This is a genomic window from Bradyrhizobium sp. USDA 326, from assembly GCF_049739485.1.
Classification (GTDB): domain Bacteria; phylum Pseudomonadota; class Alphaproteobacteria; order Rhizobiales; family Xanthobacteraceae; genus Bradyrhizobium.
In genome coordinates this window covers 1,616,320-1,640,822 of record NZ_JBMGQA010000001.1, presented here as the reverse complement: position 1 = coordinate 1,640,822, position 24,503 = coordinate 1,616,320, and the positions used below count along the sequence as shown (strand labels likewise).

Here is a 24,503-nt window from a genome sequence, read left to right as displayed (position 1 = left end):
TCAAAGATGCCGAGATCCTAGCAAGCCCAAGCCCGGGTTCTAACGCCGGGAACAGCCTTGCTCGCGGCTGCCGCCATTCCGGCAACTTTGCAGTCAGACATCGTCGCCATGTAGCCCTCAAGGATCGTTATTTTACCGTCCTCTTGCGAAACGTAGGCAATCACACCTAGTGCGCCCGTTAAGCCCTGTTCGCGCGTAGTATCGTGGCAGACATAGGACGCGGAGCGGCTGGGCTTCGCGGTCGCGGCTTCTATCGCTAGCTCACCAATCCTTCGACACTCATCTAAAGTCTTTGATGGCCGAGCAGCGATGTTGACGGTGGCTAAAATGCTGAGGTGCGTCGAAGCGACAATGAGGATGAGCGGTGACATGTCGGCTGACCTCGTAATTCCGTTGAAACCATCAAGCGATCGGAGATTGATAGGGCCGGCCATCGCGCTGGCCTTGCGTTTCTGGCCGATCTCTTTGCCTTCATCCCAGTCCAACCACTTGGGTCTTCTCTGTCGGATCGCACGTACAGCCGCCATGCTGCGCAAGCCACCTTAACGAGCGATACGGCTGCCTCTGCAATGAGAATGGTGTGACTTCCGGAGGCTGGGTGGATGCTCATTAGCGCTTGTCCTCATGTGCCGCGTCGGAGATGATCCTAAGCAGTCTAAAGAGCGTAGGCGGATGTTTGCGGATGAGTTCTGTGCTCGTCAGTACGAACTCGTCAGGGCCTCCGCGCTCACGGATCGTCTCGCGAAGTGCGGCGAGCTTGTCTGGATCGGCACAGCGAATAGCGGCCTCGAATGCGGGGACGAATTTGAGCCTGTTCATTGCAACAGCTTCCTTAGCCTCTTCACGGGTCATGGTATGACCTTACGGCTTTTCGCGCGAAAAACGCGCGGGCGGCTGGAGGAACCACCCGCGCGAGTTGCGCCAACAAAGAGGCTTGGCTATCTCATGGGGGTTGCGTGAAGTATGAGGAGCCAAGCCGAAGCGTCTCTCAGCAACTCGGGTGCCATTCACAAAGCAGCGCGTAGCGCTATGAAAAAGCGTGCGGGCGGCTGCTGACGACCGCCCGCACGAGTTACGATGCGTAGACTTGGCCCTCACTCAATCAATAAGCGACCAAGCAATCATGGTTCAGCAATCAGCGTGCCAGGCGGCCATATTGCGGAGACAAGCAAACGGCGCGCTTTCATAGCTTGTGCAGATTGACTGCTCGTGCGAGCGGCGGCTTCCGAACGACAATGTCATGAACTCGACGCAACTGATCAAGATCGGACGTGGAGCGCTTAGTGATGACGATGGCGCGAGTTGATCGGATCGAACTCCCCATCGTGTATAACGAGAAGCTCGCCGGGCTTCACGCCAAGTCTTAGCAATTGCTCCTCCTCGATGGGGCAGCTGAGGATTGCGGCCTTCGCGCCGCTGTCTTTTACGGTCAGCTTCACTGCTTCCGCCGGGTCAGCGGCAGCAACGACGTAAGTTATGTGCCTGAATTCTTCGTCATCGTCGCCGTCTTCCTTGAAGACAGCGACCGTCACCAACCAACCATCCATCTTGCTGTGCTCCCGTAAGTTGTCAGCTATGAGCTGCTGAGCCTTGCAAATCCGGACCCATCGAACGATCTTGAGGTCAGCTGGCGTCCGTAGCATTCCGGGAGCCCTTCCCTCCGCGCCGCACATTGAGCTAGGCTCCCAACCTCATGAGGAGCGGACGTGTGACGAGTGAGAAGAGGATCAGGGTCGAAGGACGGCCTTCTGTGCTGTCGCGGCTTCGCCGGGTGCAGGCATGGCGCCGGAAGCGGGCTCCAGCGCCTTCTATCTGATCCCTACATCGCGGAAACCTATCCGGGGCGGTATAGTCCATCAAGGCCGCACAGCACTACACGGCCGTCTCTATCCGCGCGGAAGCCATCTTGAAGGGCCTGATCCCGCGCTAGGTCGGAAAGCCTGCATGTGAATCTCGTAAGGGCGTCCTTGCCCTTTGAAAGGGCTGAACGCTACATCGGCCCCGGGCCTTATTGCATAAGCATGGCGATCGCTATGATCGCGAGGAAGCCTAGTCCCATCAAAATGACGGTCGCTGCGCATTACCCAGCTCCAAGCCTCCTAAAGGACATCGAAACGTGCGGGCGACTGCCGCCGCTGACGGACCGCCCGCACGGTCCCATAGGACGAGGCTTGGTGCTCAGGAGGGTCGTTCAAAAGCGACCAAGCTCTGAAACCTGACACAGCAATCCAAGCCCTACACCTACTTATATGCGTAGGTGCCGGTCGCGTTTTCCGGACGCGAGTTCACGCTCGGCCATTCGAAAGCGACGATCACTGCGATCTGGACGGGCGCCGTTACCGTCCCCGGGACGGCCGTCAGTTGCGGGGCGATTTGAACTTCAACGATTCTGGTTGGGGATTGCACAGGGAATGACCAGCGAGGATGCTGCGCTAACAGCTGGTATGTCGCAGCCTGTGGGAACCAGATTGTTCCGAAAGGCAGGCGGAATGCTACCGGCGACGTTCAGATCTTCAGCCAAGCCGCCGTCCGGGCGGTATCTGTCTTTTGCAGAACGCGAGGAGATCGTACTCTTCGCGTTCAGGGCCTCTCGAGGCGTGAGATCGGGCGCCGTCTTGGTCGATCTGCCTCGACCATCTCGCGTGAGTTACGACGCAACGCCGCGACGCGCAGCGGCGGCTTGGAGTATCGTGCATCGACAGCCCAATGGCACGCCGAGCGATCGGCCCGTCGGCCCAAACCCACCGAGCTTGCACTCAACACAACCTTGCGCGGCATCGTCAACTTAATCGACCGCCGAGCCGAAGGAGACGATTCTCAGAGGTCGAGAGTCGGCGATAGCGCTTGTCATGGAGATCTCGCGCCAAGTCGCAAAGGCGCGCTCGCGCGAAGCACGACGGAAGTCGGCGGTGACGGCTCCGGAATAGGGGATCTGGAAAAGGTTCGCGACCTGATCGTGAACTGACAGAAACCGTTGAGCCTGACGGGACGATTTGAAACGCTTCATGATCCGCTCGCGTCGCCGCGTCGGCTGATGAGAATTCTCGGCCCGATTGTTGAGAGCTTTGTGCTGGCGATGTTCGACATAAAAGCCTATCTTCGCCCTCGCAGCGCCGTACGAACGGAGCTTGTCCGTGATCATCACGCGCGGCGGCGTGCCGGCGGATTTCAAGAGCTTCTTCATGAGCCGCTGCTCAGCGCGCGAGTCTCTTCGGCGCTGGACCAAGACGTCGAGAACGAAGCCATTCTGGTCGACAGCGCGCCAGAGCCAATGTTGTTCGCCCGCGATCGAGATAATGACTTCGTCCAGATGCCATTTGTCACCGCGCGCGGGAGCGCGCTGGCGGATCCGATCGGAGAACGGCTTGCCGAATTTCCGTCCCCACTGGCGCACGGCTTCATAAGGTCACGCCAATGCCATGCGCCGCCAGCACTTCCTCGACCATGCGCAAGCTTAAGGGAAACCGGAAATTCTACCAAACGGCATAGCTGATCACTTCCGGCGGGAAGCGATGGCGGTAATAAGGAGGATCCTTGGCAGTCCGCACGTCGCTCGTATACCCCTTGCGCCGCTCCAGTTCGTCGAACTTGACGGCACCCCCGGACCCCCTACCAGGACGAGGAGGCGACAGCATGCTTTGCGTGTAGCACAAATTCTTGCAATCTGCGTTGCCACAGCATAGGGAGCAAATAATGGCACTGAAAGATGTTATTGGCGAATATGCTTTTGTATCCAAGGTAGATGTATCAGACTTGGATGCCAGCGTGGCGTTCTATGGAAAGAAGCTCGGCTTAATTCCAGACGAAAAGTACCACACGTCGACATGGCGGCAATTCCGTGTGCTTCCACGTGTTGCGGCTTGGCAAGCCGAGCGCGGCGGCGGGCGGCGCGGCAGGCCGCCTGGACGCAGCGGACGCTGACATGTTCACTTGGGTCTTGGCCTGGAAATAGCCACAGCCCCGGTCGGGCTCGTATCCAGTATGTACGCAGAATCTCCAGCAGTCGCGGAGAAAGCATCGCGTAACGATCCCTGCCGCCCTTGCCGTTCTCGATGTGGATCAACATTCGTTTGCTGTCGATCGAGCTCACCTTCAGGCGGACGACTTCAATGGCCCGTAAGCCAGCCGCATAAGCCGTCGCCAGCACGACGCGATTGCGCACCCCTGTAACCGCGTCCAGGAAGCGCTCGATCTCTTCGGCACTAAGCACGAGCGGGAGCTTGTCGGGCTTCTGGCCACCGATGATCCACTCGAATGCCTCCGTCTGCCCGAGTGTGACACCGTAGAAGAACCGCAGCGCGCAGGCCACCTGATTGATGTGGGACCACGAACGCTTTTGACCGATGAGATGCAGTTGGTAGGCGCGGACCTGCTCGAAACTCAACCGGTCCGGGGCGTAGCCGAAATGGCGGCTAAACTTTGCGATCGCATAGATATAGGATTGTTGAGTCGACGGCGACAGATTGCGGACCGTCATGTCCTCCATCATGCGCTGCCGAAGAGGGCTCATCGTAGCCATCTGGATCTCCTGTCTTGAGAGGGGTGGTGCGAAGACCAACATCCTCTCAGACAGGACACCTCAGTTCACCAGGCTTGCCCCCACTCCCGCGTAGCGGGTTCGTTCAATGCTGGGCGACATAGAGCGGAATCCGCATGCTGGAAGACCGGGCGCCGTGTCGTCTTCGTCTTCATCGTCACCGAGTTCGATGCAGAAGCTGCAACGGCGCAGTTTGGCAAGGTCGCCGATCAGCTCCGTCCCAAACTCGAAGCGGCGATGATCCCTGAGCGCGCTCTCGCGCATCCGTAGCTGAGCAAAGGCGTCAAACGAACGGCGCCTTCGAGAGCTATCGCACGCTCGATCCCGTGGCCCTGCTGGCGGAGATGAGGGACGCCAAGACCGAGCTCGGCACGCGTATCGGCGGCCGGCCGCCCCTTGCTTGCTGCCAACGGAGGGAGAGGCTAATGCGATAAGAAATAATGATATCTTGTCGATACGGGCTTAGTCGTATCGCGCGATCATTTTCATTTCATTCACGACGCATCCTCGGTTCTCGAATTAGAGCCGGGTTCATAGGCATTCGCTTGTGCGGAAAATGCTACCCCCTGCGCCGAAAATGTTACTGTCGGCTGCAATCGATTTGGTTCGGCTTGATACCCCGGAACTGTCCACGCAAGGCTGTGACTGTGATTAGTTTTGACGGGGTCTTCGTTGGCCCACCACGCATCATATTCATACGCTGATTTCGGGAGGGACCGACCGATAAGCATCTCGATGTCGGCAAATGTCATCTTGAGCGAGGCAGAGCTGTTTGCGACCAGCTTGTCTCTCAAAGGGTTATAGATCGCCATCGGGCTCCCCCATCCAACGATCTCATATTATATAGCCAATCCGGACTTTTCGTCACCAATTGCGGATTTTGTCCGATATTTGTCGGTTTTCGTTCGCAGCGGCACTGATGCCGCCGCGACATCATGTCGAGCAGCAACCGCGTCTGCGCCGAAGGCAGGCGCCACCTTGTACGGCCCTGAACATCGGCCTGAGCGGCTCTCGAGCAAAGAAGCTACCGAAACGATATAGCCTATCCGGAGACTTTCGTTCATCTCGATGTGTTAGGCCCGCTGGCATTGGCGTATGTTCGAAGAAAAGCGCGAAGCCGTGCCTGCCGTTCAGATGCCGGTTTCGGCTTTTGCGCTACAGCGTCGCAAGTGGGCCACCGGTCGGGTGGAGATATCCTCCGGTGGCCCCTGTGTCATGCTTTTAAGCGGCTAGCTGGCCTCTATGGATCCGACAGGTGCATGCAGACGCACGCCCCGCAGCACAGGGGAATTGCGGCTTTATCAGAATTAAGCAGCGCCTCGATGAGGCGACCCAAGCCCAGCAACAGGAACGCTGGTGCTTGAAATGGCCCTCAGGCCTCGGAGCTTCTCGGCGGCGCTCCAACTACTGAGAGCCTCATGTGTTAGATACGTCGCGGTCAATTCATTCCAGGATCTCAAGACCTGATTCCAGCTCTCTTTTCGGGCGGGCAAGAGCTCAAGCATCCTTTGCGCCTTGCGGGCAGCGGCAAACCTCCCGTCGCGCGTAGCGTCTTTCAGACTTTTCCGCACCAACACTTCGGTTCGCTTCCATCCGGCGCCCGTCGCTCTATCCTCGGCCAAGGAAGCGAAGTACACTCGAAAGGTCAGGGCACGTTCGGCGGCGATGTCCGATGCCAAGCTTGGCTCGTTCAACCATCGGTAAAGAGACTCGAGCCGCTCCGAGTCGCCGAGCGTGAAAGTGTCATCATCCCCGAAAACCAAGAATGTCGCGAAACCGGCGATCTCAAGTTGCATGACCAAATCTTGTGAGTCCAGCCAACGGGTGATTGCTTCTAGTGGGGACATAGCTTTGTTCTCCTGTGGGGTTGATCGCGATTCGGCCCGGAGAATACTGCGCGGGTCAACTACAAGAATTTGTAGGTAACGGAAATCAAGAGCTGTCAGGAGTGCCGCCGCTATGGTGTTTCTGCATTGAACGGAGGGATTTCCGAAGGGCGGCTGAGCAGCGCTACCCCGCCCAGACGACTTGCAAATTCCGAGCCTCGTTACTCCAAGAGGCGCTTGTTCGATTGGAGAAGATTCGGCGGCTTGCGATATCCGTTGGAACATCAAGGACGAGCCCAAGGCCTACCAGCCTGAAGGAATTGACGCTCTGAAGCACTGTCGCTAGGGCAAGGTTGTAATCTTTGAGGCGATCAGCGAGCATGACGGATGTGCGGATTGACACTTCGCGGTGGGAGCGCGAGTACGGGAAGAAGCCAAGCGGGCGCCGCTATTGGCGCTTCCGGATCATATCGCCCAGTATTGCAGTCAAAGACTATGAATTAAGAACGGAGATCCCAATGACGTTCCCCAGGGCGTGCAGGGGAGCAATAGAGAGGGCGCGGCAACGCGGTTCGGCTCAAATCGTGCTGCTACCGTGAGGGACCCTGACGAGTTGGACGATCGAACGCATGTCTTACCGCAAGGCGCGCCGACGTGAGGTATTTGTCGGCCCTCGCATCAGTGCGGGCGGCGGTCAGGCGTGGATCGAACAAGGCGAACTTCAAGCCAGCTTCGAAGATTCGTTCGCACATGTGACGCGCGAAGTGGATCTCGAAGAGTACCAAGCGCGCGTTGCCGCTTCACGCAAGATGTCGTTGATCATGCCGCTTCTGGGCGCGCGAACGCGTCGAACGGAGCCGACGTTTCGCGCGGCCTTCAAGCTCGTTGTCTTCACTCGCTTAGAGCAGCACAAGTGCCATCATCGCAAGCAGCCAGGCCCCTAGCCCGTCTTATTCACGATGAGCTTTGAAGTGGCTGGCGGGTGTGGCGTAAGCCGCTGATGGGGCGTAGGATTTGGTTGCTGACACCAATTCTGCGCTGACATCGAGGCCGCCACACCCGCCATGGTCGACGATACGATTCTGCCCTTCATATTTCCAGCGGTCGGACGCAAGAAGATCACAGCCGCTTTCGATGGCGGGCGACTGACGTCGGATGCGGGCGTCATGCTGCTGTCGCTGGCCGACGGTCATGCCAAGGTCTCGGAGAAACTGGCGCGCGTTTTTCCCGAGCGGCGCGATCCGGCCCGCATCGCACATCGCCTTGTCGATCTGATCCGCGCCCGGATCTTCGCCATCGCGTGCGGCTACGAGGACGGCAATGATCTCGACCAGCTGCGCGGCGATCCGGCCTTCAAGCTGGCCTGCGGCCGTCTACCCGGACAGCGGTTTGGACCTCTGCTCGCAGCCGACCCTGTCGCGGCTGGAGAATGCCCCTGACCTGCGCGAGACGATCCGACTGAGCTATGCGCTTGTCGACCTGTGGATGGACAGCTTACTCATGCGCGCCGGGCGCTGTGACGCTCGATATCGACGACACCGTCAACGTGGTGCATGGGCGTCAACAGCTATCATTGTTCAACGCCCATTACGACGAGCACTGCTTTCTGCCGATCCATGTCTACGATACCGAGCGCAGCCGGCCGGTTGCGGTCGTTCTGCGCCCGGGTAAGGTGCCGGGCGGCCTCGAAGTTCGTGGCCATCTGCGCCGCCTCGTCCGTCACATTCGAAAGCGCTGGCCCACGACGCGCATCACTTTCCGCGGCGACAGCCATTACGCCCGCCCCGAAGCCATGGAGTTCTGCGAGCAAAACGGCATGGATTACGTCTTCGCCGTGGCCGGGACCAAGCCGCTCGCCGTGAAGCTCGAGCAGATCGCCGACGCGGCCCGCGTCCAACGGGCGATCGAAGGCAAGGCGGTGATGCGGGACTACACCGAGGTCCGCCACGCCGCCGGCTCCTGGCACCACGAGCGCCGCATCGTCGCCCGCATCGAGGCGAGCGAGCACGGGCTCGATATCCGTTATGTCGTCACCAGCCTGGGCATCGGCTCGGCTCAATGGATCTACGACAGTCTCTATTGCCAACGTGGACAGGCCGAGAACCTGATCAAGCTGCACAAGAGCCAGCTCGCTTCCGATCGGACCAGCTGCCGCTCGGCGCTCGCCAATCAGGTCCGCCTCGTGCTCCACACCGCCGCTTATTGGCTCGTGCTCGTCGTGCGCGACAGGATCCCGAAACCGCGCGACCTCGCCACCGCCGAGTTCGCAACGATCAGGCTGAGGCTTCTCAAGATCGCCGCCCGCATCGTCGAGACCACAAGCCGGATCCGCATCGCCTTCGCCGCAGCCTGTCCCGAGGCCGACCTGTTCCGCGGCCTTGTCAACGCATTCTTCCCTCAATCGCCGTGACCAACGGGGCGGCTGATGCCCCGTTCATCCCCATCGCTCCTCAAACGCGTTCCCCACGTTCGACGCAAACCGCGGAAAACTCCGCAACCCTCACTCGCGACCCCACCCTGGGAACGCAAATGTGGCATTCTTCACGCTGGCACATCGTGAATAAGACGGGTTAGACCCTATGTTTGCCCTCTGAGGTGACGGGCGGCCCGCCCCGCGGCAAGCTCCTATCGAGGGTTGCGCCGGATGGTCCGGCGCCGAACCTCAAGCATGGGGAGCGGGCCTGATGAACGATAGCATTTTCGTGGGGCTGGATGTGCACAAGACGACGATTTCGGTTGCAGTGGCCGAAGGAATGCGCGGCGGGGAAGTTCGTAACTTGGGGATCATTCCTAATCGCGCTGATCAAATCGCCAAGCTGGCGAAGAAGCTTGGCATGGGTGACCGGCAGGTAAATTTTTGCTACGAGGCCGGACCCTGCGGATATGGCCTGCATCGACAACTGACGGGACTGGGGCACAACTGCATCGTGGTGGCACCCTCGCTGATCCCGATGAAGGCTGGGGATCGGGTCAAGACGGACCGGCGCGATGCGGCGATGCTGGCCAAGCTGCAACGGAGCGGCGAGCTGACAGCGGTGTGGGTTCCGGATGCGGCGCATGAGGTAACAGACATCAAGTCTGACAGCGTTGCACGTATCGAAGTCAAGGTCGTTCGGCTTGGCAGGGGCGTAGAGTGACATGGGCGTCGTAAAGCTACAGTTCGCACCGCGCACTGCGGCCGTCGAGCCCGATACTCCCGATGTCCTCGCACACGCGCTCGCGAAGCTGAGGCAATGTGGGGGCGATGCAATCAACGTCTTGCGCTTGACGGATGAGCTGCCTGAAGTCGTGTTGCCGTTCCTAGCTTGAGCGGCTTCACGACTGCAGGACATTCCGGCTCGCGCCATTCGGGCCGTGATGAAGTGCTGCGGCGAGCCGATGCTTGAGCGAGCGCTTGGCCTTCAGCGCTTGCGGCAACTGAAACAGAGAGCGGCGTTAAGTCGTTCAGTCCTGTAATATCTGTCAGATTACACACGTTACAATTTAAGGCGTAATGATCATCAGTGCTCCCTTTTCGTCAATCCGCAGTATTCCCAGATTGAAGGATTGCTGGAATTCAAGGAATGCTCTCGTCCAGTCGACCGACACCCGGTCGAGTCCAAAAGGAGCACGACGAAAATGGAATTCCGCTTAGTCGTAAACAACGACGGGGCCCTGCATAACCGCGTTTGCGAGGCTGAAGAAACCAACATCCTTGCCCGCGAGGAACTCGCTATCGCTGTTATCGAAGCGTGGCGTGGCAATGTCATCCCGCTCTCGCAATTGGGCCTTGAGGAGGGTGCGTACCGGGAAGCGTTGGATACCCTCTCGCTACACCCCGCTGCAGCTGACGGCGAAGCGTATTTCGGCGCGCTGAGGACCAACGTGAGCGTCATCCGGCGACCACGCCCTGAGGGCTGATCTGGTCGGCTAGGAAGATCTCGTGGATTGGTTCGTCACGAGGTCACCATGTCAAGAGATAGTTGTAAGGATGGCGATAAGGATAGGCATACGCCTATCCTTGAGGACGGCTCCGACACGCTGCGGCGCGTCGAGATCATCACGGGGACCGGCCGACGACGGCGCTGGTCGACCGATGCGAAAGCGGCGATTGTCGCGGAGAGTTTTGCGCCGGGTGCAAGCGTTTCCGGGGTGGCGCGGCGACACGACATCAGCCCGAGCCTGTTGTTTCTTTGGCGTCGTCAGGCAACGCGGGCGAAGCTCGCGGAGCGCAGGGATGGAGGCATGCCATCAGGCTTTATGCCGGTCGCGATCACCGACTGTGGAGGCAAATTGCCGCTATGCGAGGAGCAGGGAGCGATTGAGATCGAGGTCGGCGCAGTTCGCATCCGTGTCATGGGAACGGTCGACCGGCGAGCACTCTGCGAGGTGCTTGCGGCAGTCGGGACGGTCGGCCGATGATCGGGCTCCGACCTGGGTTGTCGATCTGGATCGCGACGCAGCCGGTCGATTTCCGTCGCGGCATGGACTCGCTGGCGCTGCTGGTGAGCGAGGCGTTTGGAGCCGATCCGTTCGCCGGCGGGCTGTGGGTGTTTCGCTCCAAGCGCCGAGATCGCGTGAAGATCCTGACCTGGGACGGAAGCGGCCTTGTTCTTTACTACAAGAGAATCGAAGGGCAGTTCACTTGGCCGCCGATCAAGGAAGGCGTCATGCCGCTATCTCATGCTCAGTTCTCGGTTCTGCTCGACGGCTCGGATTGGAAGCGTGTGCCGATGCGGGTTGTGGATCAACCAACACGAGCTGGCTGATCATCGTCAAGAGTAGTTCGTCATTCATGCAGAGCTGTAGTAGAAACAGGTTGCATGATTGATTTGCCTTCCGATCCAGCATTGCTCCGGCAAGCCGTGACGGCACTGTCGTCACGGCTTGCCGTGTTGTCGGCGGAATGCAGCACGCTGGCGGCCGAGCGTGATGTGGCGATCGCCCAACGCGATGCTGCAGTCCAGGAGAACGACAAGCTCCTGATGATCCTGTCCCAGTACAAGCGCACGATCTTCGGTCCCCGCTCCGAGACACTGGATCCCGGACAGCTGTCTCTCTTCACCATCACGGCGCAGGCGGCAGGTGCCGCCGCCAACGACGACGGGACCGGAGGCAGGCTGCCTGATGGAGCAGAAGGCCGTAGCAAGCGACCGGCGCGACGCAACCGGGGGAGGCTTCCGGAGCATTTGCCGCGCATCGACGTCGTGATCGATATCGAGAGCCTCATCTGCCCCTGCTGCGGCGAGCGGCTGCACAAGATCGGGGAGACCGTCAAGGAAGCCTTCGACGTCATTCCGATGCAGTACCAGGTCAAGCGCATTGTGCGTCCGCGCTACGGCTGCCGGGGATGCCGCCAAGGTGTGCTGCAGGCACCCGCGCCGGCCCAGGCGGTCGAGGGCGGGATGGTGACGGAAGCCTTGCTGGCCCACATCGCGGTGATGAAATACGGCTACCAGCTGCCGCTGTATCGGCAGGAACAGATGTTCGCCGCGCAAGGCATCACGCTTGACCGGCAGACGCTGGCCTCATGGATGGGCCGCGCCGCCTGGTGGCTGAGGCCGCTTCACGCGCTGTTGCGCGACACGTTGAGCTCCTACCCGCGGCTGTTTGCCGATGAGACACCGCTGCCGGTTCTTGATCCTGGCCGTGGCAGGACCACGATCTGCCAGTTCTGGGCGATCGCCACCGATGACCGGCCGTGGGGCGGCCCGGCACCGCCGGCGGTGGTCTACGTGTTCGCCGAGGATCGCAAGGCGATCCGCGCCAAACAGCTGTTCGGAGACTACCACGGCATCCTGCAGGTCGACGGCTATGCCGCCTACAAGGGGCTGATCAAGAACGGCGGCCGTCTGGTGCAACTGGCATTCTGCTTCGCGCATGCGCGGCGGAAGTTCTGGGACGTTCACGTCGCGACGAAGTCGCCGATTGCCGCGGAAGCGCTGCGACGGATTGCGATGTTCTATGCCGTCGAAGACCGCATCCGTGGTCTGCCGGCGGCGCAGCGGGCTGCGGTGCGGCAAACCGACACCAGGCCACTGATCGAGGACTTCAAACCCTGGCTCGAGGCGCGACTGCTGGAAGTCTCGAAGAAGTCCGGTCTGGGCAAAGCCATCCGCTACACCCTCAACCATTGGGACGGCCTGACGCGCTTCATCGATGACGGACGCATTGAAATAGACAGCAATACGGTCGAGCGCAGCATCAAGCCGATAGGCCTGGGAAAGAAGAACTACTTGTTCGCCGGCAGTGAAGGCGGCGCCGAGACATGGGCCATTCTCGCGTCGCTCATCAACACGGCAAAGCTGCAAGACATCGACCCGCGGCACTATCTGACCGATGTTATCGAGCGCATCGTCTCCGGACGTACAAAGATCAATCAGCTGCACATGCTGTTGCCGTGGAATTGGAAGGCCGAGCGCGACAGTTCGCTGGCAAAGCTCGCCGCCTGATCAGTTCGACGGCAGGGCATCTGGAACTTCCTGCGCATCGCTGGTGTCGTCATAGATCTCCTCGCGGATCACGCGCAGCGTCATCTCGTGCAGATAGACTTGCAACGCCCTCTCCAGCTCGGTGAACTCCGGCAACAGAACTTTGTCGACGAAGCCTCGGGACGCACGGATCATCACCGTGTTGCGTCGTTGGCGGTGATAACGAAACGGCCGCAGCCCGTACCGGCGGCAAAGCGCCAAAAACAGGTGCCGCGACCATTGGTCAGGAAGTGAGAATTGCTGCTCGATCGGCGGATCGTGGCGAGCGAGCTCCGCGACCCGGGCACGCACCCGCTGTAGCGCAGCTTCCGCCGCAAGGCGCTCACCGGCAGTTCCGGCACCCGCGAACAACGCCTCGATCTTCCGAAGCTTCTCGCGCAGCTGCGATTCGCTGGTCATTCTGATCCCCGTTGCCCACTCCGAACCGGGATCACCCCATCACCGCGCGCCGGCAGCGTCAATCATCCCGACCGCGCTATCCAGAGCATTCCGCGCAAGTCAAGCCCGGGCACCAGTGCTCCTCTCGTGACGCTCACGGACCAACGGACGAGGGCAGGCATTGCTCCAAGGAGAATCGTATCTGCGCGCACTGGAGGTAGAATCCAAAGTCGTCGCTGAAATTCTCGACACCTTGAAGGGTGGTCGCGCAGCCATAGTGCCTGTGCCTCAGAGTGAACGCAGGGACCTTTCAAGCGCCGAGTAGCCGCTAACTTAATCGGCAGTGCGGGTGTGGCAGGGACAGCGTCTGATCGAACGCAACCGAACAGCGCCGAGTCTCGCCCGCACTGCCTGCGATCTGGCACTCATAATTCCTCACGGACACTCAGGGAGGGAGAGGAGGTTGTTCGGCTGAATTCCGTCCACTGTTGTCTTGATGTACTTGTGTCGACCGTCAGTGGCGACGATGACCTCGGCAGTGACGCCTGATTCTTCGACGTAGTACTCCCACTCGCCGCTTTCGAGGTCTCGGATAGTCTTCTTAACGGATAGCCTCCATCGCGTTCCGTCTAAATTTACCCCGCCGACATATTTGATTCTCTCATGCGCGTTTCGCCTGTCAGTTTTGTTTACGCAACAAATGCGCACGCGTTTTGGCATGCTGGGTGTCTCCCGTTTTCGGCAAGCTGTCGGACCAGATTAGAGCGTGCCTGACGACGTGGGGCCGACCAATTCAGGTAGTTGTGCCACGTGCTTTCCGGACGATACGTTCCGCCGTCAGCTTCAGTCGCTTGAGGCTGGCCATGTTGAAGTTGGCGGGGCGTGGTAGGGACAGCGCTCTAACTCCAACGCTCGGGGCGCCGAGTCACGTTGCCGCTAACTTCTACCATAGGTCCAAATGGACGATGATCATCAGCGTGACAAACCTTCGCCCCCAGAGCTGAGACGTTCGGAGCGGATACTACGCGCCGATCAGATCGCGCCTCGGGGCCTCACAAAGGTCAACGCAGCCGCCTACTGCGGCTGCTCCGAGGACGCGTTCGACACATGGGTTAAGAAGGGCTTGGTGCCGGGGGCTATCCCGGCACTCAGCGTTGGGATCGCAAGGCGATTGACTGGTATCTTGACCGAGCTTCCGGTCTGCCTACCGGGGAGACCGCATCGAGCGATCCGGATGTAGCCCTGGCAGAGTGGCTGGCTTCTAGACGTGCAGGCCGGTGAGCGCGATCTGGGGTCGATAACCATCACGGACACTCAGGGAGCGAGAGGAGATTGTTCGGCTGAATTCCGTCCGCTGTTGTCTTGATGTACTTGTGCCCTTCGTGTTTGGCCACGATCAAACCAGCCGTGAGCCCGTCTTCCTGCACATAGAATTCCCACGCGCCGCTTTCGATGTCTCTGATCGTCTGAACGACAGATTGCTTCCACTGACTTCCGTTCGAATATACCCCGCCGATGCTGCTGATTCTCTCGTGTGGATTCGTCCTGTCGGTCTTACTGATGCAACGAACGCGTGCGAGCCTGGCCACGGGGGTCCTCTTCTTCCGCATGCAAAAAGAGCAACCAGCTTAGCGTTCAGTGGCGGACCATGCTGCCGACCAATTCAGGTAGTTGTGCCAGGGCTTTTGCTGATGGAAGTATCCTACCGTCAGCCTTATTCCGTCGCTGAGGCTGGCAGTGGAGTTAGCGGCGCGTGGTAGGGACAGCGCTTCTTCTCTCGTCGAGCGCCGAATCACGTGGCCGCTAACTTCCAACCCCTGGGCCGAAGGATGCACACACTCGAGCCGCACATCACAGACCTACGGTCGCAAGCGCTTGAGGTGCTTGCAGCCAATCAGGCCCGGGCCGCCGATCAGTCTTTGAGCCTGGCAGATCGCCAAGTCGCGACATCTGATGCAGAGAAGGCTCAGGCAGTGTTAGGCATACTCGATAGCGTGAAGCTCACCCCCGGGCCGAAGGAGGCGGGGAAGATCTCGCTGCACGTATACGCGTGCTTCTAGAGGGGGAGGGGTGAGTGCGCCCGACTTTCTCGGGGCTAGTCGTCCGTTCTTTAATCGCGGGCACGGTGTCAACCTGTCAATCGGCGTTGGACTGGGACCTCCGATCGGCATCCAAAAGGCCCCCCTTTGATCGGCGCATTCTGCTGGTAGCGCTCGGCTCGTCGGAGCTGGCCGGGATAGCGGAGGCGAGCCGAGCGCGGGTGATGTGATCGTCGTCTCGGCTTTTGAATCGCCAACTGTCGTTGCCGGTCTCGACGATGTCACAGTGGTGGGTCAATCGGTCGAGCAGCGCGGTGGTCATCTTGGCGTCGCCGAACACACTGGGCCACTCGCCGAATGCAAGGTTAGTCGTGACGATCACGGAGGCGCGCTCATAGAGCCGGCTGACGAGGTGGAACAGAAGCTGGCCACCGGACCGGGCAAAAGGCAGATAGCCGAGTTCGTCCAGGACGATGAAGTCCATCCGGGTCAGATGCTCGGCAAGCCGGCCCTGACGTCCGCTGCGGGTCTCGGCCTCGAGGCGGTTGACGAGGTCGACCACATTGTAGAAGCGGCCGCGGGCGCCGCCGCGGATGCAGCTTCTTGCGATGGCTATGGCAAGATGGGTCTTGCCGGTTCCAGTACCGCCGACCAGGACGACGTTGCGCTGCTGAGCGATGAAGCGGCCGCCAGCGAGATCATTGACGAGCGTCTGGTTAATCGGCATTCCGTCGAACCGGAAGTCGGCGATATCCTTGGCAAGCGGCAGCTTGGAAATGGTGAGCTGGTATTTGATCGACCGGGCCTGCTTCTCGTCGATTTCGGCGTTGAGCAGGTCGCCGACGATGCGCTGGGGTTCGTGCTGGCGTTTGATCGCGGTCGCCATGATCTCGTCGAAGGCGGCCTTCATGCCGTAGAGCTTGAGCTCGCCCATGAGGTCGAAGATTTGAGTTCGTTCCATCAGCTGGTCCTCCTAAGGTTGTCGTAACGGGAACAGTCGGCGATCGGCGCATGGCGAAGCGTTAGCGCCGCCGGCGTCATGATGTTTGCCGGTGGCGCGGGTTCGCGTTGCCGGGCCAGGATGTTGATCACGACATCGGCGGAATGGACGCCGTGGCGGAGCGCTTCGGCACAGGCGGCTTCCACCGCCGGCAGACCGTCGGTCGGCACCGCGTTGAGGATGTCGACCATCTGCCGATTGCCATCGTCGGTGCTGGCGAGCCTGCGCCAGATCCATTCGATCGCTGCCGGCAACACCCAGTCCTTGAAGGGAGCGCCATTGCGCAAGGCGCCGGGTTTGCGAGCAAGCACCGGCACATAGTGCCAGGGATCGTAGGTCGTCTCGCCACGTCCGAAGGATCGTGGATGTTCTGCGACGATGCGCCCATCCTGGCGGATCACGATGCGGTCGGCATAGGCCTGGACCTCGACCGGGCGCCCGACCGCGCTGGCTGCGACTGAGTATTTGTTGTTGTCGAAGCGCACCAGACAGGTCTTGGAGACCGATGCCGTCACCGCATGGAACAAACCGGTTCACGTGGTCCCGCTCCGCGAGTCCATTTCACACCTCACGCAAATTCATGCCCGGTGCGTCAGGCCTCCGTCGTGAAGGCCATTCTGATCATCGTTCAGCTGTCGTCTCCAGCCGGTGCTTGGATTCAGTTGCGACCAGAGTGCCCCATCAGCTTCGACTGGATACGAGCTAGCGCGTCACTGAGCCTCGCCGCTTCATTAAAGCGTGTTTCCGAATATGGCGGGCGCGCGGATGGATCGTGCAAGAGGGCCTCCGCTGTATTCGAGAGCCGGCGAAGGGGCGTCCTCAGCCACTGCGCCGCACAAAAGAGTAGTGCTAGTGTAGCAATGGCACAAGCACCAAAACTACTCCAGAATGATCGGATTAGATTACGGGTGGACGCAAGCGCCCCGTCGGCACTCTGCCGAACCAGAAGAGACCAACCGAAGCTTGGAAGGTTCGCGAAGCCGACCGTCGGAACGATCACCGTGAAGTAGTCCCGGCCGTCAGGCCAACGTTCGCGCAGAGACGCAGTCGTGACGCGACTAGCCGCAAGCGCGGAGCCGATGCTGAGCGGCTTGTTGATAAGATCCGGCGGACCAAACAGGACGGTTCGATCTCCCGAAAGCAGCAGCACATCAATGCCGGGTACTTGTAACGAGTCCATGCCTTCTGCGACCCATTTCCAGTCGAGGTGAGCGCCGATGACCCCGGCAACGGAGCCGGCGTGGCGCAACGGCGCTGCCAGGTCGATAAAGCGATAGGGCTCACGAGGTGGAGGCAACTGGGTGGCCAGTAGTTGAGCGGCATGCACATCGATAGCCGTCGGCGAGACAAGGCCCCGCCTAAACCAAGGTCGCTGTGCAACGCTTGCTCCTTCGAGCATGCCGTCTTTAGCCGCGAGAATGGTCCCTTCGAGATCCGCGACGCCGAGCCAAGTGTAGCGTCGATCAAGACGGCTCAAGAAGTCGATGTGTTCTCGCGCATTCTTTAGATCAGTTAGGTCAATGAGCTCAGCGGACCGAGCTACATCCATCCAAACTCCGTAGAGCCGGCGGGCCAACAGCGCGGAACTCATTTCGCCGCGAATTCTTAACGCGTCGAACTGCAGCTGCTCTCCCCCTTGCTGTAGCAAGGTCGTGTAGATCGTCGCGGTCACCACGGCCGGCACCAATATGAGCAAGGCGCCTCCACAGAACACCAAGGAGAGTAGGCTCGGTCTTCTCGGCATCTCGTGCTCCTTAACTCGTTAGAGCTCGCGCCAACTCGCGGATCATTTGCAAGATGTTCCCTCGATAGGCCCCTGGCATGGCCGATTCAGTGTGAAGCTTCTTGATAATTTTCGCCCTTTGCTCGGGAGTTGGAGAGAACTTGATTCGATAGCCATCACGAGTATTCGCAACAACATGCGCGTCTACTCCGCCTATCCCAGGCAGGTCGAGCTTCCCTGCTGCTCCGGCAGAAAGTCCGGATGGACCGCTGATTCGAGCGCCCCCTCGGCCCAGATTGAGAAGCCATCCGCGGTGCTTCTCACCTTGGATCACCAACGTGATGGGTTCTGGAATCTGGCGCTGAGGTCGATCGTATCGAGGTCGTTCAATGCACACCACGACTGCCACGAACAGCACCAGAATGTTGTAAACTGTCCAGAACATCACGATAGCCGTGCCGTCGCCCGCTGTTGCGGACGTATCGAAGACAAAATCGGAGTTTAACGGCACGATCAGGCCGCCGATCGTCAGTGCGAGTAGGAGTAGAAACGGTCGCATCAACGCCCATTGAACAACGACCTTGGTGCGGTCGCCGCCTTTGGCCGTGACCGAGAATTTATGCGATCCGCTGGTCAGAAGCCCGAGAGCAGCTGCCCGGCTGATGGGCCAGGCCGCGATCAGTTGAGCCGTATCGTTGAGAAGCGGGACAAACAACCCTTTTGAAAGCCAGTTCAGGGACACCAGAACCATTAGGTAATAGGGTACATAATAACTGATAATTTCCACCAGCGACGCGTTCACGATGGTGATACCGAACCACCAGTACAACAGGGGGCAAACCAAGCTGGCAAGCCTGAAGGGAAAAGTGCTGAGCCAGTAGAGCAATGAATCGAGGATCCCGATTCTATGCATCAGACCAAGGCTGCGCATGCCAAAGGGGCTGTATGAGTTGCGGACAATTTGCATCAAGCCGAGGCACCACCGTCCACGCTGAGTAATATACTCTTTCAGTCCTTCGGGAGCCAAACCTTCAGTCAATGGCTCGTTAAGGTACACAGTTTGCCAGCCGTTTTCCGCAAGCTTGAGGGTGAGTAGAAAGTCCTCGGTTACGCTTTGTGTTGGAATCCAGCCAATCTGCTCGACGGCCTGTACCCGCATTACGGATGATGTCCCACAGCAGATGGCAATCCCCCAAGCGTCCCGCGCTGGCTCGACGTTGTCAAAGAAATGACGTTGTTCATCCGGATATGCGGTGCTTATTCCAAGGTTATGTTGGATCGGATCAGGATTGAAGAAGTGCTGCGGGGTTTGCACTAGTCCGACGCTTGGCTCGTGAAACAACGCTAGCGTCCGCTCGATGAAGTCCGCATGGGGAACGAAATCTGCGTCAAGTACAGCGACAAAGACCGGGGGGGCTGGATCGCGGGCGCACGCGCGAAGTGCATGGTTAATGTTCCCCGCTTTAGCGTGCTCCTTATCCGAGCGTGCGAGATATCCGATTTCGTGCAGCTCGCAAAGTTGCCGCACCCAATTCCTGGCGCCGTCGTCGAGGATAAAAATCCGAAGCCGTGGATAGCGGATTTGCGCCGCGCCAATGATCGTGCGCTCGAGCACTTCCGACGGCTCGTTGTAAGTCGTGATAAAAACGTCCACACGCGGCGCTTCTCCAGGCAGCCACCATTCGGAGTACCGGTCTGCTTCTGCCGACCGCTCTTTCACCCGCGACAGTATGAAAAACGCGATGGTAGAGGAAAGCATCGTCAGAGCTTCGAGGATGGCGAATCCCCAACTGAACAGCGCGTCCGCAGTCCAGTCGAGGGGCGCCAGCGTTTCGGTGAAGCGCCAAGCCATATAACGCCAAGACAGTACGGCAGCCGTCCCCAGGAGAAGAGCGCGCCAATACCACTTCATCGGATTGAGAAACGGAAAGACGGTAAGGCAGAGCCCAATTATGAAGGCGGCGCCTGCGAAGGCAGCAACGAGTGGCGACAGCAGAATCATCAGAGTCCGTACCGCGTTATAAAGCGACGGAATTGTGCGATTGGGCCAGCTGTGAAGATGACGCGTCCAGTACGTCCAATCGCGCAGCCGAGATCTGCCTCTCCTGCAAGGTCTGGAACTGTCACTGTGACATCAAAGCGCTGGAGATGTTGCGCACTTGGACCCACAGCAAGATTGGTGTAGAGCGAGGCCGCACCGGATCCGCCAAGGCGGGTTATGGTTGCATTGAAAATACGATCATCTCGAAACAACCGAAATTGCGCGGCGGTTCCCACCGAGAGACCGTCGTAGAGAGATTCGCTGACGCCCGCGGTGACGATCAGGGTACTGCAGTCTACGATCTTGACGAGATCCTGGCCGCGCCGCGCGTATTGGCCATCGTCTATTAGTATGTCCCAGACCAAACCAACGACGCTGGCATTAAGGGTAGCGAAGCTCAAATTATTGACACGAAGACGCTCGGCATCGACTTGCCGGTCGAGCTGTACAATACGTGCTTTCACCTGCTGCTGGTCGACATTTAGCTCGGCCAACCGCTGCTCGAGCTCTCGGATACGTTGGGCCGAGGAGGGAGCGTCGTTATAGGACTCCCCGATGAAGACGCCCTCGCGAGCGGACGCAAGTTCCGTCTCTAAATATTTCACTCGCTGCTGCGCACTCTCCAGTTCTTGCTGCGCGACGTCGTAAGTTGCGCGAGCGCGATCCAAATTCGCCGCCGTCTGTACACCACGCGTGCTCAGTTCGTTTGCTCGCTTGAATTCTGCGTCCGCTTGACGAAGACGTGTGGCCGCAGCGTCTTGAGCTGCTTTCGTTTCGGCAATTCGAGCCTCAATCTGCCGAACCCTTCCGCGCTGGTAATCAGTTGATTGAACGTCGAAGCGAGACCTGGATGCGGACAAGGCCTCTCGCTGGCCAACAAGACGGTTGAGCTCGATCTGCTGGTTCGTGCGATCGCGATCAAGCTCAAGAAGCCTCGCGGTATCGAAGCGTTGGTCGTTGATTTCTGCTATGAACTCGCCGGGATTAATGCGCGCGCCGATGCTCTTTACGGCAAGCGTTACCTTTCCTTCGATCGGGGCGCGAACGATGTAGAGCCGCGCATTGAGTGTAGCATCCGCCGATGTTCCAGCGAAGTGCTCACCGATAATAACGTACAATCCCATTGCCAACAGGGCCAAGCCGACGATTGCACGTACGAGCCTCATAAGGACATTCCAACTGCATTTATGACGGGAAGGTCGCGCAGCGTATTACTGAGCAGCTACGGTCCAATCGTTTTCGCCTAAGCGACCCTCCGCCCTGCTTTGGATTGCCAAGTCCGCTCGGATGCAAGTGTTAGCGGCTCAGGCGTCATGATCAGACTAACAGGCTGGTAAAGAAGAGCTTCGTGATCTCAGCGGCAGGAGGATCCGTATCGTCAGAAGTGCAAACGGTCATGAATTCATTCCTGCAGTTCGAGCAGCGCCAGAGATCTTGGACCCTCCGCGCACCGATTCGTTCATGCCACTCGAGGTGGACCAATGCAGAGCCACATTGAGGGCAGTTTTTCTGACGTGCTATTGAGACCGACTCCATGTGGCAGCTCGTGTAATTGCGTCAAAAGGCCACAGCCGAAGAAGCGTTAGTGTAGCCGCCGCTTCGTGGCGGCTGCGGTAGATGGACCTCGCTATTCAAATCCTGTGCCAATCGCGACAGCTTGATCAGTAAGGGATAATTTTTCAAGGAAGTGTACCAAACCGACAGCATGTCAGAAATCGGACAGTCAAGGTCATGTTCTAACGTAAGGTCGCAAATCGGACTGAGTCTCGTTTTGGAATCCTTTGGGGGATCGTTTGGTGCTGAGTAATGCGGCCTGGGAGGTTTGGCTGATCATAAACGGCCTGATCAGGAGGGGTCCCACCTGACGGGAGGCAGCGGATGTCCGTGGAAGTGTGATTCGGATCGTGTGCGTCCGGCGCTCCCTGGAGTAATCAGGAGCCGTTAGGAGACGGCTCCGGCGCTTCAGTCCGAGGGGCATTAGGGGATTTGGATAACGGCTCTTCGAGATGATAATCCAGACTTCGGGTATCTGATCGCCGTTAATTCAGCTCATCGTGTATCTGCAAGCCGCCAGAGCGAAGAGGAGTAGTCGAAGATCAGGCGCTTGGCCGCTCGCGCACCCTGAGCGCATAGGGCCGTTCGCGGGCCCCTGTGCGTTGACGCTGGAGTCGGTCAAAAACGGTGATGCACGACAGGCCGCCGCCCGCAATCGCGTAATCGAGCCAAGGTGATCTCTTAAGAGTCTGCGCCCCGTCCAAGTGAATGCGCCCGCCCTGAGCAATAATGCAGGGTGATGCGTCGAATGTATCGCGGCAACTCTAAACGCTTTATTCTAATCAAGCGCCTCCCCAGCACGCTTGAACTCAGCGCGTCGGCTCACGCATGTGGGTTTCTTGCTCCAGCTTCAGTGACCGGTCCGCGGCTGGCTTCGCGATCGAGCAGCGCGGGGATACCGGCGGCTGGAACGGGACCACTGAACAGGTAGCCTTGTCCTTCTGTGCAACCATTAGACACCAGAAAGACGAGCTGGCGTTCGTCTTCGACTCCCTCGGCCGTGGTCGTCAAACCAAACCCTTCAGCAAGGCCGAGTATAGCACGAACGATCACCCGGCTGTCAGTGCTGTGGTCGAGATGAGACACGAAGCTGCGATCGATCTTGATCTTGTCAAGACGAAACGAAAGCAGCTGGCTAAGCGTAGCATAACCTGTCCCGAAATCATCGAGCGCAATGCGGACGCCGGCTTGACGAAGTTCGTCAATCACGGTCTTCGCAGCCCCGTTTCTTTCCACGAACGCGCTCTCTGTAATTTCAATCTCCAGGCGGCGCGGACTAAAGCCGGTTTGCTCTAGGATCGATATAATGCGCTCTCCAAGCGCGGAATCCCGCAACTGAACAGGCGAAATGTTGAAGGCAAGCGAAAACGTCTTTGGCCACGCAGTGGCATCAAGACACGCGCGGCGAAACAGCTGATCTCCAAGAGCGTTGATGAGGCCTGTTTCTTCTGCAATCGGAATAAACACGTCAGGCGGGATATGGCCCGATGTCTTGCTCTCCCAACGCGCCAACGCCTCGAACCCGACTATGCGATTACTTACAAGTGAAACCACCGGCTGGTAATGGGGCTCGATAATATCCGTTGCGATAGCGCTCCGAAGCTCACGCTCAATATTGATGCGCCGCTCGACATGCACGTCCATGTCAGGTTCAAAAAAGCGAACACGCGACCTGCCGTCGCCTTGAGCGCGATAAAGTGCGCGTTCTGCGCGCCTAACCAATTCGTGGGGAGCGACGCCATCAAGCGGAGCGATGGCGATGCCAATTCCAAGACTAAGCTCGGCTGCGCCAGCCTCAATCGCGAAACTGTCGGCGGCAGACGCCACGATACGGCGCGCCAGATTGGCGGGATCCTTGAGGGAGCTAATGTTGGGCAGGACGATCCCGAATTCGTCGCCTCCGATCCTCGCCAGGAGGCCGTCCTTGCACAAGATGTCGGCAAGCCTTGTGGCAAGTTCGCAGAGTGCCTTGTCCACCGCTGCATGGCCGTGCGTATCCTTGATTCGCTTTAAGCCGTCGAGGCCGAGCATCAGAACTGCGACTTGATGCGTGTCGGTGGCGAGGCCAACGCACAGATCAAGTTTGTCATCAAACAGGCGGCGGTTTGGCAAGCCAGTCAATGGATCGTGTCGCGCCAAATCGCGGGCTTCTCCTTCTGTGATGGTTCGTGCTTCAGTTCCGCGGGCGAGTTCTCGGTAGCGCCGAACACTAAAGATCGTGAGCCCAATGCTAAGCAAGAATGCAACGAACACGATGAAGATAATGTCGTCGAGTACCGACTCCACATAGCGCTGTCCCAGCTGCGCTAAACGAGGGCCAAGCCCATAGAGATACGCTAAAACTGAAGTGAGAACGACGCCACCGAATAGAGCAATGACGTCCCTCGTGGCAGGACTGCGCCAATCGAAGTGCAATACGCGCAATCGTGGAGTTGACATTCTCATCTCATTCAAACACTCCGCAGCGCGGGGTGGCCCAGTGAGGTTCTTAGCCGCAGCATGATTGTTGAGAACCAGATGTTGTGCCGATTGCCGAACTTCAGTAACGGCTTCGCAAGCAGCAACGAGCCATCGGGGCGCGATAGCGGCCTCCCGCAAACGTTGTGTTCGAGCGACCGGCAAGTTCGCGCACCGAAGCAACGAGCTATATCCTGAATATGCCGCTTCAAGACTTTGAACACTCTGGAGCGCGAGCGCCAAGGGAGGGCGCTAGTTTACGTGCGATAGCAATCAGCGCGACCAAGCTCCTACTAGTTGTACCTCCTGATCCGGACCTTCTGCCAAGTGCCTGGCGAGCGGATTGGCTCGCGGCGCGCGCCAAGGGGCGGCCGCCTTGGCGAGGTGAGGCGACCGCCAGTTGAGCGCTCGATGGAACGACGGCTGTCACGCGACGCCGTCGTAGCAAGCAACGACATAACAGCTCCCGGCAGCTAGT

The 24,503-nt window shown here is 59.1% G+C and carries 21 protein-coding genes and 5 pseudogenes; 8 read left to right on the top strand and 18 right to left on the bottom strand.

Annotated elements, in window-relative coordinates; translation table 11 throughout:
• Positions 1 to 17: 17 nt before the first annotated feature.
• The 3 genes from ABIG06_RS07855 to ABIG06_RS07845 all read right to left on the bottom strand — a co-directional run bounded on the left by ABIG06_RS07855 (position 18) and on the right by ABIG06_RS07845 (position 1,547).
• Positions 18 to 485 (bottom strand): hypothetical protein, encoded by a 468-nt coding sequence (locus ABIG06_RS07855; protein ID WP_424578181.1) that lies wholly within the window; start codon positions 483 to 485, stop codon positions 18 to 20.
• A gap of 124 nt (positions 486 to 609) precedes the next feature.
• Positions 610 to 852, bottom strand: coding sequence for a hypothetical protein (locus ABIG06_RS07850; RefSeq protein ID WP_370137443.1), 243 nt, complete (start codon positions 850 to 852; stop codon positions 610 to 612).
• A 428-nt stretch (positions 853 to 1,280) separates the two neighbouring features.
• Entirely contained in the window at positions 1,281 to 1,547 is a 267-nt protein-coding gene (locus ABIG06_RS07845) for a hypothetical protein (protein ID WP_370137445.1), read from the bottom strand.
• 702 nt (positions 1,548 to 2,249) lie between these two features.
• On the opposite strand from ABIG06_RS07845, the pseudogene ABIG06_RS07840 reads away from it, so the two are divergent.
• A pseudogene (locus ABIG06_RS07840) lies at positions 2,250 to 2,782 on the top strand (helix-turn-helix domain-containing protein); the annotation flags it as partial.
• Between the two features lie 3 nt (positions 2,783 to 2,785).
• Here ABIG06_RS07840 and ABIG06_RS07835 read toward each other — a convergent pair.
• The 5 genes and pseudogenes from ABIG06_RS07835 to ABIG06_RS07815 all read right to left on the bottom strand — a co-directional run bounded on the left by ABIG06_RS07835 (position 2,786) and on the right by ABIG06_RS07815 (position 6,333).
• Positions 2,786 to 3,548: pseudogene (locus ABIG06_RS07835) on the bottom strand (IS6 family transposase).
• Between the two features lie 161 nt (positions 3,549 to 3,709).
• Positions 3,710 to 4,519 carry a tyrosine-type recombinase/integrase gene (locus ABIG06_RS07830; RefSeq protein ID WP_370137446.1) on the bottom strand — a complete coding sequence of 270 codons (810 nt, stop codon included), beginning with the start codon at positions 4,517 to 4,519 and terminating at the stop codon, positions 3,710 to 3,712.
• 60 nt (positions 4,520 to 4,579) lie between these two features.
• The gene (locus tag ABIG06_RS07825; RefSeq protein WP_370137447.1) at positions 4,580 to 4,801 is read right to left on the bottom strand and encodes a hypothetical protein; all 222 of its coding nucleotides are present in this window, start codon (positions 4,799 to 4,801) and stop codon (positions 4,580 to 4,582) included.
• A gap of 230 nt (positions 4,802 to 5,031) precedes the next feature.
• The gene (locus ABIG06_RS07820; RefSeq protein WP_370137449.1) at positions 5,032 to 5,349 is read right to left on the bottom strand and encodes a DUF7662 domain-containing protein; all 318 of its coding nucleotides are present in this window, start codon (positions 5,347 to 5,349) and stop codon (positions 5,032 to 5,034) included.
• Between the two features lie 495 nt (positions 5,350 to 5,844).
• Complete coding sequence (locus ABIG06_RS07815; RefSeq protein WP_424578180.1) at positions 5,845 to 6,333, bottom strand: hypothetical protein; 489 nt, start codon at positions 6,331 to 6,333, stop codon at positions 5,845 to 5,847.
• 659 nt (positions 6,334 to 6,992) lie between these two features.
• Here ABIG06_RS07815 and ABIG06_RS07810 point away from each other — a divergent pair.
• The 7 genes and pseudogenes from ABIG06_RS07810 (at position 6,993) to tnpC (ending at position 12,794) form a co-directional block, all read left to right on the top strand.
• On the top strand, positions 6,993 to 7,307 hold the full coding sequence (locus ABIG06_RS07810) for a hypothetical protein (RefSeq protein WP_370137451.1): 315 nt from the start codon (positions 6,993 to 6,995) through the stop codon (positions 7,305 to 7,307).
• Between the two features lie 120 nt (positions 7,308 to 7,427).
• A pseudogene (locus tag ABIG06_RS07805) lies at positions 7,428 to 8,773 on the top strand (IS1380 family transposase).
• A 274-nt stretch (positions 8,774 to 9,047) separates the two neighbouring features.
• A pseudogene (locus ABIG06_RS07800) lies at positions 9,048 to 9,425 on the top strand (IS110 family transposase); the annotation flags it as partial.
• 556 nt (positions 9,426 to 9,981) lie between these two features.
• The gene (locus ABIG06_RS07795) at positions 9,982 to 10,263 is read left to right on the top strand and encodes a hypothetical protein (RefSeq protein ID WP_424578179.1); all 282 of its coding nucleotides are present in this window, start codon (positions 9,982 to 9,984) and stop codon (positions 10,261 to 10,263) included.
• 27 nt (positions 10,264 to 10,290) lie between these two features.
• On the top strand, positions 10,291 to 10,764 hold the full coding sequence (gene tnpA / locus ABIG06_RS07790) for an IS66-like element accessory protein TnpA (RefSeq protein ID WP_424578178.1): 474 nt from the start codon (positions 10,291 to 10,293) through the stop codon (positions 10,762 to 10,764).
• A complete protein-coding gene (gene tnpB, locus ABIG06_RS07785; RefSeq protein ID WP_424578177.1) occupies positions 10,761 to 11,111 on the top strand; it encodes an IS66 family insertion sequence element accessory protein TnpB in 351 nt (116 codons plus the stop codon). Before tnpA ends, tnpB begins: the two co-directional genes overlap by 4 nt.
• A gap of 54 nt (positions 11,112 to 11,165) precedes the next feature.
• The gene (tnpC, locus tag ABIG06_RS07780) at positions 11,166 to 12,794 is read left to right on the top strand and encodes an IS66 family transposase (RefSeq protein ID WP_424578176.1); all 1,629 of its coding nucleotides are present in this window, start codon (positions 11,166 to 11,168) and stop codon (positions 12,792 to 12,794) included.
• Here the strand turns inward: tnpC and ABIG06_RS07775 are convergent, their stop codons facing one another.
• The 10 genes and pseudogenes from ABIG06_RS07775 to ABIG06_RS07730 form a co-directional block, all read right to left on the bottom strand.
• A complete protein-coding gene (locus ABIG06_RS07775; RefSeq protein ID WP_424578175.1) occupies positions 12,795 to 13,232 on the bottom strand; it encodes a hypothetical protein in 438 nt (145 codons plus the stop codon). It lies immediately after the preceding gene.
• A 414-nt stretch (positions 13,233 to 13,646) separates the two neighbouring features.
• Entirely contained in the window at positions 13,647 to 13,931 is a 285-nt protein-coding gene (locus ABIG06_RS07770) for a DUF3892 domain-containing protein (RefSeq protein WP_109141614.1), read from the bottom strand.
• Between the two features lie 584 nt (positions 13,932 to 14,515).
• On the bottom strand, positions 14,516 to 14,800 hold the full coding sequence (locus ABIG06_RS07765) for a DUF3892 domain-containing protein (RefSeq protein WP_109145499.1): 285 nt from the start codon (positions 14,798 to 14,800) through the stop codon (positions 14,516 to 14,518).
• Positions 14,801 to 15,347: 547 nt separating this feature from the next.
• Positions 15,348 to 16,211 carry an IS21-like element helper ATPase IstB gene (gene istB / locus ABIG06_RS07760; RefSeq protein ID WP_424578174.1) on the bottom strand — a complete coding sequence of 288 codons (864 nt, stop codon included), beginning with the start codon at positions 16,209 to 16,211 and terminating at the stop codon, positions 15,348 to 15,350.
• A gap of 8 nt (positions 16,212 to 16,219) precedes the next feature.
• Positions 16,220 to 16,774: pseudogene (locus ABIG06_RS07755) on the bottom strand (Mu transposase domain-containing protein); the annotation flags it as partial.
• Positions 16,775 to 16,908: 134 nt separating this feature from the next.
• Positions 16,909 to 17,946 carry a cache domain-containing protein gene (locus ABIG06_RS07750; protein ID WP_370137455.1) on the bottom strand — a complete coding sequence of 346 codons (1,038 nt, stop codon included), beginning with the start codon at positions 17,944 to 17,946 and terminating at the stop codon, positions 16,909 to 16,911.
• A 58-nt stretch (positions 17,947 to 18,004) separates the two neighbouring features.
• Entirely contained in the window at positions 18,005 to 19,975 is a 1,971-nt protein-coding gene (locus tag ABIG06_RS07745) for a glycosyltransferase family 2 protein (protein ID WP_370137457.1), read from the bottom strand.
• Positions 19,975 to 21,180, bottom strand: a complete 1,206-nt coding sequence (locus ABIG06_RS07740) for an HlyD family secretion protein (RefSeq protein ID WP_424578173.1) — start codon at positions 21,178 to 21,180, stop codon at positions 19,975 to 19,977. The genes ABIG06_RS07745 and ABIG06_RS07740 overlap by 1 nt, the downstream gene beginning before the upstream one ends.
• Positions 21,181 to 21,331: 151 nt before the next feature.
• Positions 21,332 to 21,550, bottom strand: coding sequence for a hypothetical protein (locus ABIG06_RS07735; protein WP_424578172.1), 219 nt, complete (start codon positions 21,548 to 21,550; stop codon positions 21,332 to 21,334).
• Between the two features lie 840 nt (positions 21,551 to 22,390).
• On the bottom strand, positions 22,391 to 24,007 hold the full coding sequence (locus ABIG06_RS07730; RefSeq protein WP_370137461.1) for a putative bifunctional diguanylate cyclase/phosphodiesterase: 1,617 nt from the start codon (positions 24,005 to 24,007) through the stop codon (positions 22,391 to 22,393).
• Positions 24,008 to 24,503 lie beyond the last annotated feature (496 nt).

Coding starts and splice junctions, on each gene's coding strand:
- ABIG06_RS07815 (WP_424578180.1), bottom strand. CDS start 6,333: ATGCAACTTGAGATCGCCGGTTTCGCGACATTCTTGGTTTTCGGGGAT.
- ABIG06_RS07845 (WP_370137445.1), bottom strand. CDS start 1,547: ATGGATGGTTGGTTGGTGACGGTCGCTGTCTTCAAGGAAGACGGCGAC.
- ABIG06_RS07850 (WP_370137443.1), bottom strand. CDS start 852: ATGACCCGTGAAGAGGCTAAGGAAGCTGTTGCAATGAACAGGCTCAAA.
- tnpC (WP_424578176.1), top strand. CDS start 11,166: ATGATTGATTTGCCTTCCGATCCAGCATTGCTCCGGCAAGCCGTGACG.
- istB (WP_424578174.1), bottom strand. CDS start 16,211: ATGGAACGAACTCAAATCTTCGACCTCATGGGCGAGCTCAAGCTCTAC.
- tnpB (WP_424578177.1), top strand. CDS start 10,761: ATGATCGGGCTCCGACCTGGGTTGTCGATCTGGATCGCGACGCAGCCG.
- ABIG06_RS07775 (WP_424578175.1), bottom strand. CDS start 13,232: ATGACCAGCGAATCGCAGCTGCGCGAGAAGCTTCGGAAGATCGAGGCG.
- ABIG06_RS07740 (WP_424578173.1), bottom strand. CDS start 21,180: ATGAGGCTCGTACGTGCAATCGTCGGCTTGGCCCTGTTGGCAATGGGA.
- ABIG06_RS07735 (WP_424578172.1), bottom strand. CDS start 21,550: ATGGAGTCGGTCTCAATAGCACGTCAGAAAAACTGCCCTCAATGTGGC.
- ABIG06_RS07730 (WP_370137461.1), bottom strand. CDS start 24,007: ATGTCAACTCCACGATTGCGCGTATTGCACTTCGATTGGCGCAGTCCT.
- ABIG06_RS07795 (WP_424578179.1), top strand. CDS start 9,982: ATGGAATTCCGCTTAGTCGTAAACAACGACGGGGCCCTGCATAACCGC.
- ABIG06_RS07770 (WP_109141614.1), bottom strand. CDS start 13,931: ATGCCAAAACGCGTGCGCATTTGTTGCGTAAACAAAACTGACAGGCGA.
- ABIG06_RS07830 (WP_370137446.1), bottom strand. CDS start 4,519: ATGGCTACGATGAGCCCTCTTCGGCAGCGCATGATGGAGGACATGACG.
- ABIG06_RS07810 (WP_370137451.1), top strand. CDS start 6,993: ATGTCTTACCGCAAGGCGCGCCGACGTGAGGTATTTGTCGGCCCTCGC.
- ABIG06_RS07745 (WP_370137457.1), bottom strand. CDS start 19,975: ATGATTCTGCTGTCGCCACTCGTTGCTGCCTTCGCAGGCGCCGCCTTC.
- ABIG06_RS07825 (WP_370137447.1), bottom strand. CDS start 4,801: ATGCGCGAGAGCGCGCTCAGGGATCATCGCCGCTTCGAGTTTGGGACG.
- ABIG06_RS07820 (WP_370137449.1), bottom strand. CDS start 5,349: ATGGCGATCTATAACCCTTTGAGAGACAAGCTGGTCGCAAACAGCTCT.